Origin of the sequence: Clostridium sp. D53t1_180928_C8, from assembly GCF_015667795.1 — a bacterium.
Taxonomy (GTDB): Bacteria; Bacillota; Clostridia; order Clostridiales; family Clostridiaceae; genus Clostridium.
The window spans coordinates 1-20,782 of sequence record NZ_JADPEL010000035.1 but is presented as its reverse complement, the minus strand read 5'-3'; the positions used below and the strand labels follow the sequence as shown (position 1 = coordinate 20,782).

The window sequence follows — 20,782 nt, the reverse complement described above, 5'->3', positions numbered from 1 at the left end:
TAAGTTATGATTTTTTTCATTATAATAAAAGGCCCACTCAGAATAAAATTCTAGAGTAGGCCAAAATACATTAAATTAGAGTTAGCAAGTTATTTTTTCTTCTTTTTGAAAGCAAATGCTCCACCAACTAAAGATGTAACACCTAAAATTAAAGCTGCTACCCCAGCTACATTTCCTGTTTGAGGAAGTTTTCCTGGCTTATTTTCTGGCTTATTTTCTGGCTTATTTTCTGGCTTATTTTCTGGTTTGCTTTCTGGTTTTTGATCAGGTTTAACTTCAGGTTTTTCTCCTGGATTAACCTCTGGCTTTTCTTCTGGTTTAGCTTCTTCGCTATATTCAATATATGCCTTAATAGCATTTTCTAATTTTCTATTTATTTTAAATAAATCTTCTCTAGCAACGCCATCTATTAATGCATTTTCTACTTCAGAAGTAGCTTCTTTTAATGCATTTATAACATCTTCTGATTTACCTTCAGTTTTTGTTAATAATTCTTTTGCTTGCGCTAAATTAGATTTTGCAAATTCCTTAATCGCTTCTAATGTAAAGTTTTCTGTTACTATTTCATATATTTCTGGTCTTCCTGAACCATCTTGGAATTCTAATGTTATAGAAACAATCTCTTCAGGTTTTTCCATAGCAAATACATTATAACCTTTATCTAATGTACCAACTTCTATTTTTCTATCATCAGAAGTTCTTGCAATAACTTTAGCATTAGAAATTGTGCTTTCATTTTGGAATATTTCAATTTTATTTATTAATGCACCATCAAATATATTATAAACTACTCTATCTCCACTCTTAACTTCAGATCTTGGGATATAAGAAGTTTGAATATTTTCATCCATTAAGTTATCTAATCGATGGCTATCACTTACTGGTTTAACAGTTGATTCAAAAATAACCTCTGCCTCTGGAGAATTCACAGAGAAGTCAGACATTCTAACCCATGAATCTGTTCCAGCAGTTGCAGTAACTCTTACATATTGAGCATTAAAATCTAAATCAAACATTCTAAATTGTTCTGAAATATTTCCATTGTAAATTTCAGTCCAAGTTTCTCCATCTAAAGAATATTCTACTTTACCTTCTCTTATTCTATCTCCACCAAAGTTTCTATCTCCAATGAATTGAATATTTCTTACATTAGTAACTTTTCCAAGGTTTAAAGTGAAATAATCTCCCGTCTTTAAAGCACCTGATGAAATAAAGCTTGAGTCTACATCTCCATCAGCAATTGCATTTAAATCTTTGTAATTTCCACTACCATTTCTATTTGTTGTAACTGATTCTTCGCCTTTTCCTTCAATTACTAAGTCCATTGTAAAGTTTTTAGTAGACTTTTCTTCAGTAGCAACAAATCTAACTTGTTTAACAACTTGTGGTTTTTCTAAAGATAAAGTAGTTTCTCCATTTACTTCTCCTAATACAAACCAATCCATTCCATTAATTGTATATTCAACATTTCCTTTAACATTGCTATTAACATTTATTGATGTTATATATTTATATTCTGGGAGCTCTAAACCTATATTGTCTCCAGTTTTTAAATTAACTTTTTCTGTAGCAACTATTGAGTTAACTTCATTTCTTCCAACAACACTCTTATTATATTCGAAGCTACCTTCTACATTAGTTCTAATTCCACTTACAGTATTTTTATTTACCATAAATTCTCTAACGTATACTTGATTGTCTTGATCTTCTGTTGCTACATATTTAATATATCTAGCACTTTCATTTAAATCGCCAACAAATAATTCTCTAAATTCATTATTTTCTAATACAGTTTTCCATTCAACTCCATCTACTGAAATTTGAACATTTCCCTTCATAATTGCAGTATCATGAGAAGTTCTTCCCATTAACATATAAATATTATTTAAGTTTTCAACTTTTCCTAAGTCTACAACTATTTCATCGCCAGCCTTAACATTATTAGCAGATCTATATGCTGTATCTAACTTACCGTCAAACATATTTGAAACTTCATATGGAGTTTTTCCATTGTACCATTCTTCAAACTTTAATGGCGAAATATTTTCAGATACACTTCCTGAATAGCTATAAGTTTTAACTTGATCTTTTAATACACCTTCAAAATACATAGAGTCAGTCTTTGAATTTGCTTGTTTAACAAAGTCATCTAAAACCTTATCTGATATAATTGCCTTTGATGAATTTAAAATATCTATTTGTCCTGAAAGTTGAGTCTTTAAATCCCACCATAACTTGTTATCACCATTTAGCATTGCAATAACCATATCAGCTGCAGTAGTTGCTGCATCTGCATAATTAGTAAGTTTTTGTAATTGTGGTGCAACTTCATCTAACATAGCTTTATGCAATTTTGCTTGAGTATCTGCTACTGCTGATTTTATTACTCCAAAACTAGCTTTTAAAGTTTCTAATTCTGCTGCTGGAATTTGTCTATTATCAACCTTCTTCCAGAACTCATCCATTACTGCTCTCATTTCTGGTGCATCTGCTCTACCAGTATCAAGTCTTGTACTGTGATCTGCAAATACTTTAAAGCTTTCTTTTAATTCTTCTCCAACTACATCTACAATTGCATTATCCCACGCCTTATTATAATCATAAGCTTCTGTATTCCAAGCATAATCAGCTCCTGTATGAATACTTATTTTTGATGCTTCAGCAAATTCCATTGGATTTATTATAAATCCTCCAATTTTAGTAGCTAAATCATTGCCAAGATTATATATTGGTCCTAAAGCTAATTTATCAACTTTGTAGTCAGTAACTGGGTAGTTCCACCATAAAAGCATCTTTCTTCCATAAAGACTATTTACTTTTTCAGCATCTTCTAAAGTTACGCTCTCAGGAATAACATGTTCCCCTGTCCACATAACTTCAATATCTTTATCTAAATTTTTAGAAAACCCTTCTGTATATGGTTTTACTTCTGAACCATTAAACATTGATGTTCCCCAATATTGTGTTGGAACTGTTATTAAAGGTTTAACCCCTTCTTTTGTTTTAACAAATTCTGCATTAAATCTATTCATTATTGCAGCTTGTCCAGCCCCATCATCTGTAAATATATCATCCCAAAGAATAGCAAAACTTCTAACACCCATGTCATATAATGATTCACACTTATCAACAAGTGCTTGATAATCTGCTTCTGAATTTATATCTATATCCTTACCTGGAGAAATTGCAAATACAAAATCAACTTTATTTTCATTTGCTGTATTTATAAGTTCTTGCATTCTTGCCATTTCTTCTTGTGGATATGGATCTCTCCATTGATCTCTATGATATGGATCATCCTTTGGAGCATATATATACATATTTAATTTATTTTCGCCATAAAATTTAAATTGATCTAATCTATCTTGATGTGTCCATGGTGTTCCATAGAATCCTTCAACAACAGCTCTAACATGCTGAGTTGGATAATCATTTACATAAACTTCTGGAACAACATTTCTATCACTTTCTTCTATTAATAATTGTTTTAAAGTTTTTACTCCATAATAAGTACCAACTTCATCTGTTCCTTCAATGGCAATTGTCATTTTTCCATCTTCATTTTGATTCGATGCAAGCACATATCCTTCTTTAACTTCTATTGCTTCTGCACCTGATTTACCAATACCTTCAAAGAAAGTATTCATTTCCTCAATATTATCATCATCTTCACCAATTATTATTGTAGTTGCATTTTCATCAAAATCATTATTAACTTCTATACCTAAACCCTTTAATGCTTCTACTAATTCTCTTATTGCATCTTGATCTGCTTGATCTTGACCTACTATATTTACTTTTTCAGTAAGAATAAATCCTTCTCCTGAACCTTCAATATTATGTGGTGTAGGACTTACAGTAGGAATATTAACCTGTAATTTTACTAATTCTTTATTCTCATTGACAACCTCTGCAAAGGCAGCTGTTGGTAAAGTAGTAAATATAAATGATGTTGTAACTACTTTAGCTAAAATTGAATTTAATTTTGTTCTTTTCATTAGTTATCCCTCTTTCTTATTAGTGAATTTTAACATTTTTTTACATTTTGAATATAAAAAAAGCCATAGCAAAAAATTATGCAAAACTGCATATTTTTGCTATGGCTAATGCCCAAAACTTAACTTGGTTACATGCCTCTTTAAATATTATAAACTAATCATATTATATAAATACTTATTGCAAAGTATATTTTACATTTTTCTCTATAAATTTTAAGATTAATTTTCTTCAACTATATATTTTTTGTAAAAATTTTTATTACATTAACTTTTACATAATAATCATCTTGTTCATTATATTATCATTCAGTCTATTTTTTGTCAACATTAATTATATTATTTTTTCAATCTAAATTTTCTAAGTATATAATTTCTCGCTATATTACTTGCTCTTCATCACTATTTTTTGTAAAAATTAATGCTATTATAATTGCACTTACTCCAGCAAATAATTTACTTAATATTACTGGAATTATCATTTTCGATTCAACTCCAGCTGTAAATCCCAAATGTGCTCCTAAAGTTGATGTAGCAGCAACTAACCATGCTACATTTATAATTTTACCTTTATTGTTCATATCCTTTAACATCTTAAAAACTGGAATACTATTTGCTAATGAGAAAATTATACCCGCAACACTTGTAGAATCTAAGCCTATCTTTTTACCTAATTTTCTAAGGGGCTTGTCCAATAAATTTATTATCAATGTTAACATAGGAAATGTTCCTAAAAGAACTATACCAATATTAACTACTACGTTCATTCCTTCATTAATGGGTGCCATCCCCTTAATTAATACTACTCCTGTTAAGCTTTCAAAAGCAGCTACTGCTAAGCCTATGGTGCTAATCCACATTATAAATTTTCCAAAATATAATACCCCTTTTATCATCGTTCTTTGGAAGAATTTTAAACCTAAAATCAACATTAATGAAATTAATATAATAGGAATAATATTTATTAAAAGTACATCTATACTTATTTTCATTACTAAACCACCAACAATTGATCCTAAAGGTATTGTTGACAACCCTATTAATAACCCTTTTGCAAAAAAAACCTTATCTTTTTCCTCTATTAATCCTAATGCAACTGGAATTGAAAATACTATAGTACATCCTAGCATAGATGCGACTATTAGCCCTGAAAATAAAGCAATTTCTTTATTTTCTCCTAATGATAAAGCTAATTGATATCCCCCCATATCATTTGCTAAAATTGAAGCAAACATCGCTGGGTCTGCACCTAAAAACTTATAAAAAGGTATTATTATTGGTCCTAAAATATTAGATATTACTGGTGATAAACTAACTACCCCAACCATACTAAGCGCTAAAGGTCCCATTGCATTAAGTCCCTCTTCAAATTTTTGCCCTAAACCAAATTTGTTTTTTAGTAATCTGTCTCCAGCACCAAGCAAAATACCTATCGCCATTAACCATATTATGAATTTATCAAATGTCATATTATCTTTCGTCTCCCCATTTTTATTTTTTATCCTTTCAAATTATATCATGTAATTCATATTTTATCTTCTATAATAATCATTATTATAGTTATAATATAATCCTATATATTTTACATATGTTTTATTTACTAATACAAATATAAAAATAATAAGCCAGAATTTCTTCTGGCTCTTTATATTAATATAAATTTTTAAGCATGCCTAATACGAGGCATCCACATTGGTTCTTTTTCAAGCTCTGCCCATGCATATTTTAAAAGCAGCTCAATTTTTAAATCTTTATACTTTTCATCATTCCATAAATTATTAACTTCCTTTGGATCATTTTGTAAATCAAATAATTCACCGTACTCTTGTCCAAAATATACAGTTATCTTATATCTATCATCTACATAAGTTCTTAAATTCATAGATATATCTTCATGTCTATTTTCAACAATTATATGATTCCTTACACTTTCTTTATTTCCACACCATACTTCCTTTTGATTAACTCCAGATATAGTTCTTGGTATATCATATCCTAAAAAGCTTAAAAATGTCGGCATTAAATCAACAATTGATTGCATTGAATTATTAACAACATCATTTGGTATTTGATTTTTGAACTTAGCTATAAATGGAACCTTTATCATATCCTCGTAATGGAATGGTCCTTTTCTTATCAACCCATGTTGTCCAAAGAAATGGCCATGGTCTGAAGTAAAGACTATAATTGTGTTTTCTTCCAAATTTAATTCTTTTAACTTATCTAGTATTTTTCCAATATACTTGTCCATCATACTAATCATTCCATAATATAATGCAATATCTTTTCTTAAGTCTTCTGGCTTTTGAGCATGGGAATGAAAACCATGAACTCCAAATCCAGTTAAGTTATATGAAGAAAAATCTGGATTCTTCTCTTGAGTCATTTTAAAATGAGGAGGGTTTTTTTCATGCTCTCCTTCCACTAAATGTGGTAGTGTTATATCTTCGGGATTATACATAGATGCCCAAGGTTCTGGAACAAAATATTCAGGATGTGGATCGAAAAATGAACTCCATAAGAAAAATGGCTCATCATTATTCTTGAACTCTTCTAATTTTGCATTAGTTCTTTCGGCTATCCATGCATTATAATGATATTCTTCTGGTATGTCCCATGTTCCCCAGTTTCTTTTACAATTTTCAAATCCATCTTTTTCTCCTGCTATTCTCTCTATTCTCTTGTAAACATCAGGATCCATATTACCTGTTGGTGCTAAAAAGTAATCTTTCCAGTTTTCACAGCCCTTTTCTTCTAACCATATTGCATAATGCTGACCAACATGAGCTTCATTAGTATGATTTCTAGCTAATTCGTAATGATCAAATCCATAAAATGGTTCTTTATAGTTTTTCCAAAACTCTAAATCTTGTAATATTGGATAAGACTCCAATGATGGATATTCCTCTGTTGATAATAATGGTTGAAAATGTGCCTTTCCTATTAAAGATGTTTTATAACCATTATTACTTAGCATTTCTCCTAATGTTAATTCACTTTCTGGTAACTTAGTCCCTAAACTCCAAGCACCATGTTGACTTGGATATTTCCCTGTAATCATAGATGCTCTTGAAGGAGTACATGTTGGATTTGGACAATACGCTCTAGTAAATATAGTTCCTTCTTCACATAGTTTATCTAAGTTTGGTGTTTTAATTTCTTTATTATACTTACCTATAGTATTCCAGTGTTGTTGATCACTTGTTATAAATAATATATTTGTTTTTTTATTCATATTTACATACCTCCCAAAAATATATGGCTATAAGTTTTTTTCTAACTTATAGCCACCATATAATATAAATAGAAATAATATATTTAAATTACCAGCTTAATATACTTTGTGTTGCAATTCTTTGATATTGATTAAAACTTAGTTGCTTACACTCATCTGATATGTTTTCAGAAAAATATAATCTCTCTTCTTCTAATTCTTCTATTTTATTTATTTCATTATTTAAATATTGATTTAATCTATAAGTTGTTGACTTTATTCTTTCCATTACTCCACCTAATCTTATATCTGTAACTTCAAAACCTTGACCTTTACATTCGTTATACCATAACTTTCTAAGACTATCATGGAATACAATTAAGCTTTCCTTTAATTGTGGAAGAACTACTTCAACTATATTTTTTAATTGTACCTTATTATCTGATAAATAAGCCTTTGTTATATCTAATCCAATTTCTGATTTTATAGATAAATATTGACTTAAATTAGCATACATATTATACATATCCTTATAAACTTCAGTTTTTTTTGCTATAGTTGTATATTTTTTTGACAACCCCTCATAATGTTCCTTTAAGTTTAATCCTTCAATATGCTTATCAAAAGCTCCAAGTAATATATCTTGGAACATTAAATATTTTGAAGGATTTAATGAAAGAACATTTGGCTTTTTAACTGTTGGTATTAAATCTAACTCTTCTAAAGAAGTAAAATCATCCATAGATAAACCAGTTAAGAATTCACATCTTTCATTTAGCCAGTTATCATCTACTTCTTCGCAATATCCATGTTCCCCAAAAAGAATTAATCCTAACATTATTGCATTAATTGGAGTTTCTGAACCATCATCTCCCCAAGCTGTAGCAAAGACTTCTTTTATACCTTTCTTTTTACATTGGCTTAAAGCTGCATTTGTAGTAATAAATGTTCTAGAATATGTTGGTGAATAACCTTCCCATCTCCAACATCCTCCAGCAAAAACTATTTTATTGTTAAATGCTTTTCTTATATCTAAAAGTTTACTGTATTTTTCTTCATCATCAGTATAGTAATCCCAATATACTAAAGAAACTTCTTCTGGAATATTATCTGCTATATCTTTTGTAATAACAGCATTAACATCATAATATCCACCATTAGGTGCTCCAGATCTTAAGAACATATCATCCCATATCATTGGATTAAAATCATATTTTCTAGTTATTTCACATACTTTAGCTAAATGCTTTATCATTAGCTCTTTATGAGAAACATGTCCATTTCTAGTTAAATATTCTCCTCTTCCTAAATCAAAAGCTTCATCCATTCCTATATGAATATTCTTACTTCTAAATACACTTCTTACTGAAGATATCATAGCTTCAATAAAATCATATGTTTTTTCTTCACCTATTAAAAGTACATCTTGCGTATCCTTAATATCATTTCCATAATCCCATCTTAATGTTTGCTTTAAATGTGCTAATGTTTGAATACATGGAATTACTTCAATACCTAATGAATATGCAAAATCATCTATTTCTCTTAATTCTTCTTTTGTATATTTTCCTCTTAAATATCCAAAATACTTATATCCATCAACTTCATAAGTATCCTCAGTATAAAGCATGCATCTATTTTGCCCCATTAAGCTCATATTAATTAATATCTTCTTAACTTCCTCAACTTTATATACAGCATTTCTTGATGCATCTATCATAGTTCCAACTGATTCTATATATTCTTTTTCATTTCTTTCAAAACTACATGTACCATTTTTAGATAACTGTATATATAATCCTATAGCTCTAAAGAAATGATGCTTTTCTTTATATTTTATATAATTTTCATTTCCTCTTTTAATTTCTATAACATTTTCACATTTATCATCTAAAGTGCTTACATTTACACTTTCACCTTCATCTGATAATTTTATGCAAATAACCTTATTTAATTCATCAACTACTCTTAATATATCTTCTGATACTCCTATTAAGTTAAGCTTCATAATATCCACCTCATTAATATTAATTATTTTATTTTTATAGATAATTCTTTACTAATGTTAAAAGTACTGCTTATTTTTATTTTTGCATCACACTCTTTGAATTCACCTAAAGTTTTAATCCAAAAAGCTATACTGCCTCCAATTAAAGAAATATTATTAGGTCCTATAACCTTAATATCACCCTCACATTCTACATGTATTACTCCTGTTACATACGGTAAAATATTTCCTTCTTCATCAACAGCTTTTACTACTACCCTTGTAGCATCATATTCATTTCCATTTAATTCACTATCATCTATTGAAACATTTAAATCACTTACTATAGGGTTTACACAAAATCTCTTTTTAATAACAGATTTTCCATTTATGTATCCTATAAATTCAGCACCAGTCCATGCTGCTCCCCATTCTCCACCATTTCCATCAACCTTTATTGGTGGATATTTAAGAGCCTTTAGATTGTCCTCAACAGTATTTTCATTTCTGTTAAACTTTCCAATAACCTTTTCATTAAATCTTAATTCTATTTCATCACAGTTTGTACAAACATATACAGGGAATACTATTCCTCTATTTCTTTCACCTCTAGCCCAATAAGTTAAAGGTTCAAGTACAGCTCCCTTTTCTTGAGCTTGTTGACTCTTATATATGCTTGCAGCCATTTTAGGAGTTCTAAACATATCCATTACACCATGATAACAAATTCTATCTCCTGAACCAAAATCATAATGTGTATTATAATCAAATGCACACCATCCTATTGCACCAAGATATTCATCAGAAGTTCTAGCTTTACTTATAACTCTTCCATGCCTTAATGTATGTTCAATTAATCTTTTTTCTTGATCAAACTTTTTTGTTGGATAAATATGACCACAGAACTCTGTTATTAAATATGGTACCTCTTCTTTTAATCCAGTAACATCTTCTCTAGTTCTTAAAACTATTTCTCCACCCCAATGTATAAAATCATTCATTGTGTATATATCTTCAAGAAGCTCACTTTTCTCAATGAATCGTACTCCTGATGTTTTTCTAGTACTATCTATTGTTCTAGCTAATGCATTAGTTGCTGTATATAATTCATGATCATCAAAAGACTCATTAATTCTTACACCCCAAGTAATTATTGATGGGTGATTATAGTCCCTTAAAATCATTCCTTCAACATCTCTTAAAACTTGTTCTCTCCAGTCTTTTCTATCACTTACAAATTGCCATCCAGGTATTTCTTCAAATACTAATAACCCTTTTTCATCACATTTATTTAAGAAATAAGGTGATTGTGGATAGTGTGATGTTCTAACTAAATTTAAAGCTAATTCATCTTTTAATATATCTACATCCTTTTCTTGGACTCTCTTTGGCATTGCATATCCAACATAAGGGTATGACTGATGTCTATTTAATCCAAAAACCTTAACTTTTTCTCCATTTATAAATAATCCATTATTCTCAATTATTAACTCTCTAAATCCTAGTGAAATATTATTTTCATCTAATGATTCATTTTCTTTTATTAATTTACAGTTAGCTATATATAAGTTAGGTTCTTCAATTGACCATAAATTTACCTCTCCTATATCAAAGCTCTCTATTTCATACCAATTGTCATCATCCAAAATATCAATAGAAATATTTTTTTTAACATTATTTATAGTAAAACTTAATTCATATTTTCCTTTTCCTAATTTATTATTAATTAGAACTTTAGGAGATACTTTTACATTACCAATTCCATCTTTAATGTTACTAACTTCATATTTATATAGAATATTTTCTATATAACAATTATTTAACTCATATAATGAAACATCTCTGTATATCCCACCAAAAGTTAAGTAATCAATTACTCCTCCAAAAGGTGGTATATCTTCTCTTTCTGTTGAATCTACTTCTACTAATATTTCATTTTCTTTATTGAAATCAATATAAGATGTTATCTCAATAAAGTGGGGGATATACCCCCCTTTATATTCTCCTACTTCATTTCCATTTATATATAACTTAAAAGCAGTCATAACACCTTCAAAGTTTAAAAAGATTCTTTTACCATTATCTTCAACTTTGATGTACTTTTTGTAATATGAAATAAATTGATATGATTTTTCATCAAAATAATTATAAGGAACTTCTTTATTAGTATGTGGTAAATTTATAGTTATAAAATCCTTATTAATATCCTCGCTATATAACCATTTATTATTTATTATCTTTTTATGATTCGAAATCATATTAACTCGTCACCTCCATATTCTCATAATTCCTCTGTGGTATTTTACCTTCTACATCTTCCAACCAATTTTTTAAATCTGCAAATAATTCATTTACTATTTCACTATTACAATCACTTATATCATTTTCTTCACTTATATCACTTTCTAAATCATATAAATGACATCTTTCAGTTTCATAAAAATATATTAATTTATACTTTCCTTTTCTCATTGCTGAATAAGGTGTACCACCTTGATTACCATAATGAGGGTAGTGCCAGAATATTGGAGTTTCTCTTTCTTCATCTTCTCCAATTAGAACTTCATAAAAACTTTCTCCATCAATCTTTTGACTTGTTTTTTTCTCTACATTTGCAGCCTCTAAAAATGTAGGATAAAAATCGGTGCTAGTTATGACTCTATTTGATACTGAATTTTTCTTAACTTTATCTTTCCAATACACAATTAATGGCTCTCTAACGCCACCTTCATATGCCCATCCCTTTCCTTCACTTAAAGGGTAGTTACAAGTAGGTGATGTTTCAGCTGTTGCTAATCCTCCATTATCAGAAGTAAATACTATAAGTGTATCCTTTAATATTCCCTCTTCTTCTAATGCATTAACTACTTTTCCAATATTGTAATCTAAATTGTATATCATAGCTGCATACTCAGGTGAAGATTGAATTATTCTTCTTGTAACTCTCATATCCTTTTTATGTTCACAAGGAAAATACTCTCCTTCTATCAATGACTTTACTTTATCTATCCCTAGCCTTTTAGCCTTTTCCTTAAAATATAAAATATCTTCTTCTTTAGCATCTATTGGTGTATGCACAGCATAATGCCATAAATTTAAGAAAAATGGCTTATTAATATCTCTGTCCTTTATAAGAGTAATTGCTTCATCAGTTAATCTATCTGTCAAGTACTCGCCTGGTTCCCCATCCTCAAGGTTTTCAATTTTATAAGGGCTAAAATATCCATTTTTAGGATGACCCAAATGACATCCACCAATATTTATATCAAATCCATGATTCTCAGGATAATACTCATTAGTACCTAAATGCCATTTTCCTACATGCCATGTTGAATATCCTTCATTTTTCAAAGATTTAGCTATTGTTATTTCTTCTAACGGTAAATGTCTTAAATAATCTGCATCTATTAATTTTCCTTTAGTATGTGCTCCTATCCAATCAGTAACTTGTACTCTTGCTGGATATCTTCCTGTCAAAAAACTAGCTCTTGAAGGAGAACAAACTGGACTTGCTGCATAAGCATTTGTAAATCTAAGTCCTTCTTTCGATAATTTATCTAAATTTGGTGTTTCATAATATCTGCTACCATAGCATCCTAAGTCTCTCCACCCCATATCATCAATAAGGATAAATAATATATTAGGTCTATTAGACATAACTATTCCCCCATTAATCTAATCTTTCTATTGATCTATCATTGAACTCTCTAGGATGTCTCCTCTTTAACTCTTCAACTGCCCATCCTCTTCCTGTATTTTCTAGTCTTTTACAATACTCTTTTAAATATCCACGGGCATGAAGTGGACCACCCTCTCTCATTACTGTCCATAATGGATCAATATCATATTCACTGCTACTCATCATATCATCATGCCAATTTTGAAGATAATATGAACCTTGTATACATAAATCTTTTCTCTTTTCCGCAATGTTATTTAATTCATGTGGATCCTCTTTCACATTAAACAACATTTCTTTTGGGAATAAGTGATATCCATCATGATATGTTCTCATGTATAAATAATCTCCAAATCTAACTGACCTTTGGCATACATGAGCACATTGTGATAAAACTAATGATTCTCTTCCTTTATCTTCACCATGAATTAAAGTACTTGCATAGCTTTGTCCATCCCAATAATCACTCTTTTCTTTGTTAAATAATTCAGCAAATGTAGGTGCTAAATCTAAATTGTAATGTAACCCATTATCATAATGATTATTTAGTCCACCTGGCCATTTTATTATCATTGGTATTCTAGCTGTTGTATAATCTGCAACAGAATGCTCTCCATATATTCCAAACTCTCCCATAGCTTCTCCATGGTCTGAAGTAACTATTATAGCCATATCTTCATATATCCCTTTGCTTTTTAATAATTCTATTAATCTACCTATATGACTATCCATATATCTAATTCCACAATCATATCCATCAAAACAATCTCTAATATCTTCAAATTCCTTTAATTCTGTTTTATATCTTGGATGCTGAGGATAATCGTGATTATCAAACATATTTATTTCTTGTGGTCCATGCGGTCCTATTTTATTTTTTCTATGATCGAGAAATATCTCTTTTGTTATCCAAGGAGCATATGATTCATCCTTGAAAGGATTTCCAAACTCCTCTGGAGCTCTATATGGGGTATGTGGATCCCAATAATTTATGTGTAAGAACCAATTGTCTTTATCTGCATTATCTTGAAGCCACTTCATAACTACAGGGGTAACCTCTTCTGCTGATTCATGACCTGATTTTCCCGTATTATATACTTCATTAAATCCAGCATTAAACCACCAAGCACTATGCCTTTCAGCAAATGGACTTATTGTAGCTGTATGGAACCCTTCCTTTCTTAAAAAAGCAGGTAAACTTTCTTGTGCTAATTTATCTTTAAATCCTCTCTTTTCTCCTACTAATCTAAAATCTGCAGCAGTTCCTCCATGATTTACTACACCAGTGTGAATACCAAACCTTCCTGACATTAAAGCAGCTCTTGATGGAAGACAAGGAGCATCAGAACAATAATAATTATTAAAAACTACACTTTCTTTTGCAATATTATCTATATTGGGAGATGTATTTCTATGATAACCATAACATCCTAAATGGTCCGGTCTTAGCGTATCTAAATCTAACATTAATATTCTCATTTATATCACCTAAACTTTCCTAATTTTATTATTAATATTTTTTCTAAAGGTTATAGAACACTATAACCTTTACAATGTTGATATATTAAATAATTATAAAAAATATATTAAAACTTATTTTTTATATCTTTCATATGCATCTTTATAAATATTTACATAATCTTCCAGCCTCATTTTATATAACCTATCTACATAACTATCCCAATCTTTATCTATATCAGCTTGTCCAGTGATCCATTTAGCTTTCATTTCATCTACAAAATTACTTATATCAGTATTCATTACAGCAATAGATTCTAATTCCTCTTTAGTAAAACTTAATATTGGTAATTTTTCAGCTAAGAAAGGTTTATATTGCTTATATAAATCATTTTTCATTATTTGTGTTTTAGATAAAATCATTTGTTCATCATATGCTTTATTAGATACAATACCTGGAGCATATGGTCCTGGGCAATTTTCCCACTTAGCAGTATTATCATCGTTTATTATACTAAATTTACCATCTACTTTTTCATTAATAACTCCAACTTCTCCAATATGAACTTCTATAGCTTTGTCATCTTCCTGATTAAAGAATTGATCTACCCATCTTATAGTAGCTTCTATATTCTTATTAGCATTTGTTATAACAAACCTATTTCCCATATTTTCTTTTGGATATTCACCCCATAGTTGATTCCCTGTTGGTCCTACTAGAGGATCTAATGCTATATATTCATCTGCATTTTCTAATCCAACAGTTGGTATTGCTGTAAATGAAATAAATGACCCTAAAGTTTTATCCTTACCCTTTCCCACATACATACTATATTCTTGTGTAAATATTTCATTATCTAACAATCCATCTTTATATAAGCCATTTGCCCATTTTAAATATTCTTTATAACCTTCTTCTATAGGTGCAAATATAACTTTATCATCTTTAATCATAATGTGCTCTTTTCCATCAAAAATACCAAATGATCCACTTAATGAATAATCACCATTATATACATTACCAGCAACAAAACTTAATGGAACTTCATCACTAATATCACCATTTCCATTTGCATCCTTCTCTTTAAATGCTTTTAATACTTCAGTATATTCATCAGTAGTTTTGGGTACTTCCAGTCCTAAATTATCTAACCATGTTTTATTTATAAATAAGTGATTTACTACTGACTCAGCCTTATATCCATTTATATATGGTAAAGTATATATATGTCCATCAGCTGCAGTAACTTGGCTTTTGATTTCAGGATTTTCTTCAAATACCTTTTTTATATTTGGTGCATATTTATCAATATAATCTTCTAAGGCTACAAACATTCCCATACTTCCATATTTAACAATGTCACTATCTGATATTCCTCCGCCTAAGAAAATATCTGGTAATTTTCCTGAAGCTAATGTTAAGTTCTTTTTTTCATCCCAAACATTTCCTGCAACGCATTCATATTGCACATCGACATTAGTACCATCATCAAATTTCTTTAGAATATTCATTTCATTATAATCCTTACTCAAAGGATCAACTTGAGTTAAAGCTGTAATTTCTATCGGTTCATTCACTATAGGCATTCCTTTTTCATTAAAATTTTCTAAACCTATTCCATTATTTTTTGATGTTGTATTGCTATTTGAACATCCTACTAATGTTCCTATTCCTATAGTCATTACTAGCCCTGCTAACATTATTAATTTTAATTTTCTTTTTTTCATAAATTCTCCTCCGCTTTTATTCAATATATATTTTAAAGTAAATTTTAATTTACTTATTTTCTATTATTTATTTCTTATAATTTTCATTTATTATTCAAATTAACTTTAGCCTTTAACTGAACCTATCATCATACCTTGTACAAAGTGTTTTTGTACAAATGGATAAATACATAGAACAGGTAGTGAAGAAACTATTATTACTCCATACTTAAGCATGTCTGCTAATTTTTGTTGTTCTGCTAAAGTAATAGCATCTTGAGCCATACCAGCTGCTTCTTGTTGAATTAATAACTCCCTTAAAATTACTTGTAATGGATATAACGCCCTGTCTCTTATATAAATTAATGCATTAAAATATGAATTCCAATGTGCAACTGCATACATTAATACCATAACTGCAATTATTGGCTTTGATAAAGGAAGAACTATTTTAAAGAAAAATCCAAAATATGAACATCCATCTACCTTACTTGCTTCAAACAGCTCCTCTGGAATGCTTTGAACAAAAAATGTTCTAGATACTATTAAATTAAATACACTTACTGCTCCAGGTAATATTAAAGCCCACATCGTATTATTAATTCCTAACTTATCTACTAATAAATAAGTAGGAATTAATCCTCCTCCAAAAAACATAGTAAATGTTATTAAAGCCATTATAAATTTTCTTCCACAAAGTTCATTTCTAGATAAAGCAAAGGCTGCTGGTATAGTAAGCCCTATATTAACGGCTGTACCTATAATTGTATACTTTAATGAATTTCCATATCCAGACCATATGTCTTTATTTTTAAATATAGCTTGATATCCATCTAAGTTAAGTCCCTTTGGTATTAACCATACTTCTCCTCTTGAAACCGCTGCTGGATCACTTATTGATGCAATTACTATAAAATATAATGGATATATTACTAAAAGTAATATTAAAACTAGACAAGTATAATTTATAATATCAAACGTCTTATCAGCTTTAGATTGTTTTCTAAACTCATTACTAAACAACTTTAATTTCATGCTCTTACTCCTTTCTACCATAAACCTGATTGTCCCATTTTTTTAGAAATTTTATTTACTATTATTAATAAAGTACAATTTATTACTGAATTAAATAATCCTACTGCTGTAGAAAACCCATACTGAGCATTAATTAAACCCATTTTGTATACATATGTTGGAATTATCTCTGACAATCCTATATTTAGCGAGTTTTGCATTAAAAAAGCTTTTTCAAAACCTATACTCATAACTTGTCCGCAATTTAAAATTAACATTGTTACTATTGTTGGTAATATTGTTGGAATATCAATATGCCAAATTCTTTGTAACTTATTTGCTCCTTCAACAACCGCAGCTTCATGTAACTCTGGGCTAACACCAGATAATGCGGCTAAATAAATTATTGCTCCCCATCCAACACTTTGCCATACACCAGACCATACATACATATTTTGAAAATATTCTTCTTTACCTAAAAAGTATATTGATTCTCCTCCAAAAATTTTTATTATTTCATTTACTAAACCTCCATTAGTTGAGAAGAATATGTTAAGCATTCCAACCATAATAACAATTGATATAAAATGTGGTGCATATGTTACTGTTTGTACTAATTTTTTAAATTTAGCATGTTTAACTTGATTTAAAGCTAAAGCTAATATAATAGGAAACGGAAAACTTACTAATAGTTGATAAAAACTTAATGAAATAGTATTCCATAATAATTCTTTAAATTTGTATGAAGTAAATAACCTTCTGAAATGTTCAAATCCAACCCATGGACTTCCTGTTATTCCATCAATAGCATTAAAATCTTTAAATGCTAACTGCACACCATACATTGGACCATAACAAAATACTATAAAATATATCAATGTAGGAATTAATAAAACATATAATTGCCAACATTTAAGTATATCTTTTAAAAAAAACTTTTTCTTTTTAACTTTTATTTGATTATCTAAGTTAGTTTTTCTTCTAGTAACACCTATTTGCATTCTACTCCCTCTTTTCCAATAAATTTAATACTAATAAAAAGTATAATTTTGATTTACTTATCACTCCTTATTTAATTTTAAATTTTTAATTTTTTTAATCTTCTAAGCTAGCCATAATCTATTTATAACATGTAATCGTTTTTAGATATATAATCAATATTTCTGCACATTTTTTGTATAACGCCCTAATAATGTGAACTTCTTTATCTAATATAAACGTTTTTTTAGTTGTAGATAAAAATTACATATTGTATTTTCCATATATATCCTTTAAAATTATTTTTACAAGCTGAAATTTATAAACTTTTTTTTAGGAGAGAATTTTATGAGAATAGAAAAATTTAAAAACAAATCATATACTAGATTTCTTATATCATATTTAGCAATATTACTTATACCAATTCTTACAATAACTCTTATACTATCTAAAACAGTATTTAGTATTTTAGAAAATGAAATACAGAGTAGAGATAAAGCAGCTTTAAAATACTCTAGTTATCTTTTAGAGAATAATATTTCTGACTGTATAAAAATCTCTGAAAATTTGGTTTCAAAGGATAATATATTGCCTTTTAAATTTACTGATGACGTAACAGAAAGTATGAGAACTATTTCTGTATTAAATAAATATACTGCTATTAATAACTTCTTTGATAAAATTTTTATACATTTTTTTGATGATGATTATGTATTCTCAGATACAAGCTCATACACATTAAAAAATTTTTACAAACAAATTGACACTACTGGAAGTATACATTCTGAACTTACAGAAGTATTAACTTCAATCAAAGAACCAACTTTTATAAAAAATAATGAAAAAAATCTTTTATATTATGCTATTCCTTATATATTTAATAATGATATTGTAGGTTCTATACTATTTTCTATAAATATGAAAACTATAAATTCTATTGTTAATTCAAGTGGTTCAGATAGATATTCACTAATTATAGATAATAACTATAATATTACTAATCTATCAAATTCAAATATTTCTGAATATAAAGATAAAATAACTGATTATATTTTATCTATTGAAAATAACTTTAAAAAAGAAGAAACATTTACTTATACTATTAATAATAATAATGTTTTTTTAACTAAACTCCCTAATGTAAACCTATACTTTTCTTGTGTGACTCCATATAATAATTTATTTGCGGAATTATCACATGTAACTAAATTATTAATAATAACAATTATATTAGCCTTTATATTAGGTAGTATCGCCATTACCATTTCACTTAAGTTCAATTATAAACCAATAAATCATTTAAAAGAGCTATCTAAAAAAATGAATATAGAAAACACTAATGATTCTGAGTACAATGAGTATAATGAATTTGATTTAATTGAGAATACACTTTATTCTCTAAGAGAAAAAAATACAGAACTAGAATATGAACTTAGCAAAAATATACCATTAATGCAAAGTTTAAAGTTAAATGAACTTATTAATGGAACAGTTTCTGACTCAAATAGATTTTTGAAAGAATCTTCTGAGCTTGGATTAAAATTTACATCTAAATATCATGCAATAATATTAATAAGAAATAGAAGCTCGACAAATATCAATATTACCTCTTTAGCAGATACAATATCAAAATATAATATACAAAATTTTAGTATTGACTATGAGTTTTTAGTAACTAATTTTGTTAATGAATTAAGTGTATTTTTGGTTGGACTTAGTAATCCAACAATAAATCTAAATAAAAGACAATCTTTAGATAAAGATATTATTATGTCAATTGGATCAGTTCAGGAAGATATAAACCTACTAGCCAAATCCTATATTGACTCACGAACTAATCTAGAAGTTTTTAAAAATATTGATAATAATCAATTAATTAAAAGTTTTATTAATAAGTATGATGAAATACTAAAAGATGTTAATCTACTTATTAACAATAATAAATTTGATGAAGCATCTATAAAAATTTGTTTATTATTATCGGAATTACAAAAAGAAAAGTTACCATTTAAACTAGTAAGAAGTGTTTATTTTGAATTAATCATTATGTATAACAACTATATAGACAAAAATAAACATGCTTTTAATTATCCTAATATTGATTTATTAACTTTATATCAAATTAAATCCTTAGATGAGCTAACCGATGTATTTAAAGAAATATCCTCTGAATTATTAGTTATAATAAAAAATAAAAAGAATTTTAAAGCGCCAAAATTAGCAGTGGAAAAAATAAAGGAATATATTTTAGAGAATTATACCGACTATTCATTCTCTTTACAACTAGTTTCAGATAACTTTGATGTGTCACTATCATACTTAAGTCAGTACTTTAAAGATAAAACAGGTATAACAATATTAGATTATATAACAAATTTAAAAATTAATAAATCTAAAGAGTTATTAATAAATTCTAACCTAACCCTAAGAGATATTGCTGACCAAATGGGATATTCTAATGTTTCTAGTTTTATTAGACGTTTTAAACAAGTTACCTCTATGACACCTGGCGAGTTCAAAAAGAATAATTTAAAGGAGGACAAGTCATGAAAAAATTAATTATATTATTAGTTGAAATTTTAATTATATTTATACTAATTCAATCATTGTTTTTTGCAAAAAACTATTTAGTAGGCATACCTATACTACTAACTTATCTAGTTTATAAAATATTTAAAAATAAAGCTTTAATATTAGCATTTATAGGTAATATATATTTTAATAAAAATAATTATAAAGATGCATTAGAA

The 20,782-nt window shown here is 28.2% G+C and carries 12 protein-coding genes; 2 read left to right on the top strand and 10 right to left on the bottom strand.

Features of this window, described 5'->3' with window-relative positions; translation table 11 throughout:
- Positions 1-89: 89 nt before the first annotated feature.
- The 10 genes from I4V51_RS15600 to I4V51_RS15555 form a co-directional block, all read right to left on the bottom strand.
- The gene (locus I4V51_RS15600; RefSeq protein ID WP_195989363.1) at positions 90-3,998 is read right to left on the bottom strand and encodes a beta-N-acetylglucosaminidase domain-containing protein; all 3,909 of its coding nucleotides are present in this window, start codon (positions 3,996-3,998) and stop codon (positions 90-92) included.
- A 377-nt stretch (positions 3,999-4,375) separates the two neighbouring features.
- Complete coding sequence (gene eutH, locus I4V51_RS15595) at positions 4,376-5,464, bottom strand: ethanolamine utilization protein EutH (RefSeq protein WP_195989362.1); 1,089 nt, start codon at positions 5,462-5,464, stop codon at positions 4,376-4,378.
- A gap of 194 nt (positions 5,465-5,658) precedes the next feature.
- Positions 5,659-7,230: a sulfatase-like hydrolase/transferase gene (locus I4V51_RS15590; RefSeq protein WP_195989361.1), complete on the bottom strand. Its 1,572-nt coding sequence runs from the start codon at positions 7,228-7,230 to the stop codon at positions 5,659-5,661.
- Positions 7,231-7,318: 88 nt separating this feature from the next.
- Positions 7,319-9,217, bottom strand: a complete 1,899-nt coding sequence (locus tag I4V51_RS15585; RefSeq protein WP_195989360.1) for a beta-N-acetylhexosaminidase — start codon at positions 9,215-9,217, stop codon at positions 7,319-7,321.
- 23 nt (positions 9,218-9,240) lie between these two features.
- A complete protein-coding gene (locus I4V51_RS15580) occupies positions 9,241-11,454 on the bottom strand; it encodes a glycoside hydrolase family 2 TIM barrel-domain containing protein (protein WP_195989359.1) in 2,214 nt (737 codons plus the stop codon).
- Between the two features lies 1 nt (position 11,455).
- Positions 11,456-12,853, bottom strand: a complete 1,398-nt coding sequence (locus I4V51_RS15575) for a sulfatase (protein ID WP_195989358.1) — start codon at positions 12,851-12,853, stop codon at positions 11,456-11,458.
- 13 nt (positions 12,854-12,866) lie between these two features.
- Positions 12,867-14,354 (bottom strand): sulfatase, encoded by a 1,488-nt coding sequence (locus I4V51_RS15570; RefSeq protein WP_195989357.1) that lies wholly within the window; start codon positions 14,352-14,354, stop codon positions 12,867-12,869.
- 114 nt (positions 14,355-14,468) lie between these two features.
- Positions 14,469-16,061, bottom strand: coding sequence for an extracellular solute-binding protein (locus I4V51_RS15565; RefSeq protein ID WP_195989356.1), 1,593 nt, complete (start codon positions 16,059-16,061; stop codon positions 14,469-14,471).
- 105 nt (positions 16,062-16,166) lie between these two features.
- A complete protein-coding gene (locus I4V51_RS15560) occupies positions 16,167-17,075 on the bottom strand; it encodes a carbohydrate ABC transporter permease (protein ID WP_195989355.1) in 909 nt (302 codons plus the stop codon).
- A 14-nt stretch (positions 17,076-17,089) separates the two neighbouring features.
- Positions 17,090-18,055: an ABC transporter permease subunit gene (locus I4V51_RS15555; RefSeq protein ID WP_195989354.1), complete on the bottom strand. Its 966-nt coding sequence runs from the start codon at positions 18,053-18,055 to the stop codon at positions 17,090-17,092.
- A gap of 325 nt (positions 18,056-18,380) precedes the next feature.
- On the opposite strand from I4V51_RS15555, the gene I4V51_RS15550 reads away from it, so the two are divergent.
- Positions 18,381-20,582 carry a helix-turn-helix domain-containing protein gene (locus I4V51_RS15550; RefSeq protein WP_195989353.1) on the top strand — a complete coding sequence of 734 codons (2,202 nt, stop codon included), beginning with the start codon at positions 18,381-18,383 and terminating at the stop codon, positions 20,580-20,582.
- Positions 20,579-20,782, top strand: a 204-nt coding sequence (locus I4V51_RS15545; protein WP_195989352.1) for a hypothetical protein, incomplete at its 3' end; no start/stop codon positions are given. The genes I4V51_RS15550 and I4V51_RS15545, both read left to right, overlap by 4 nt.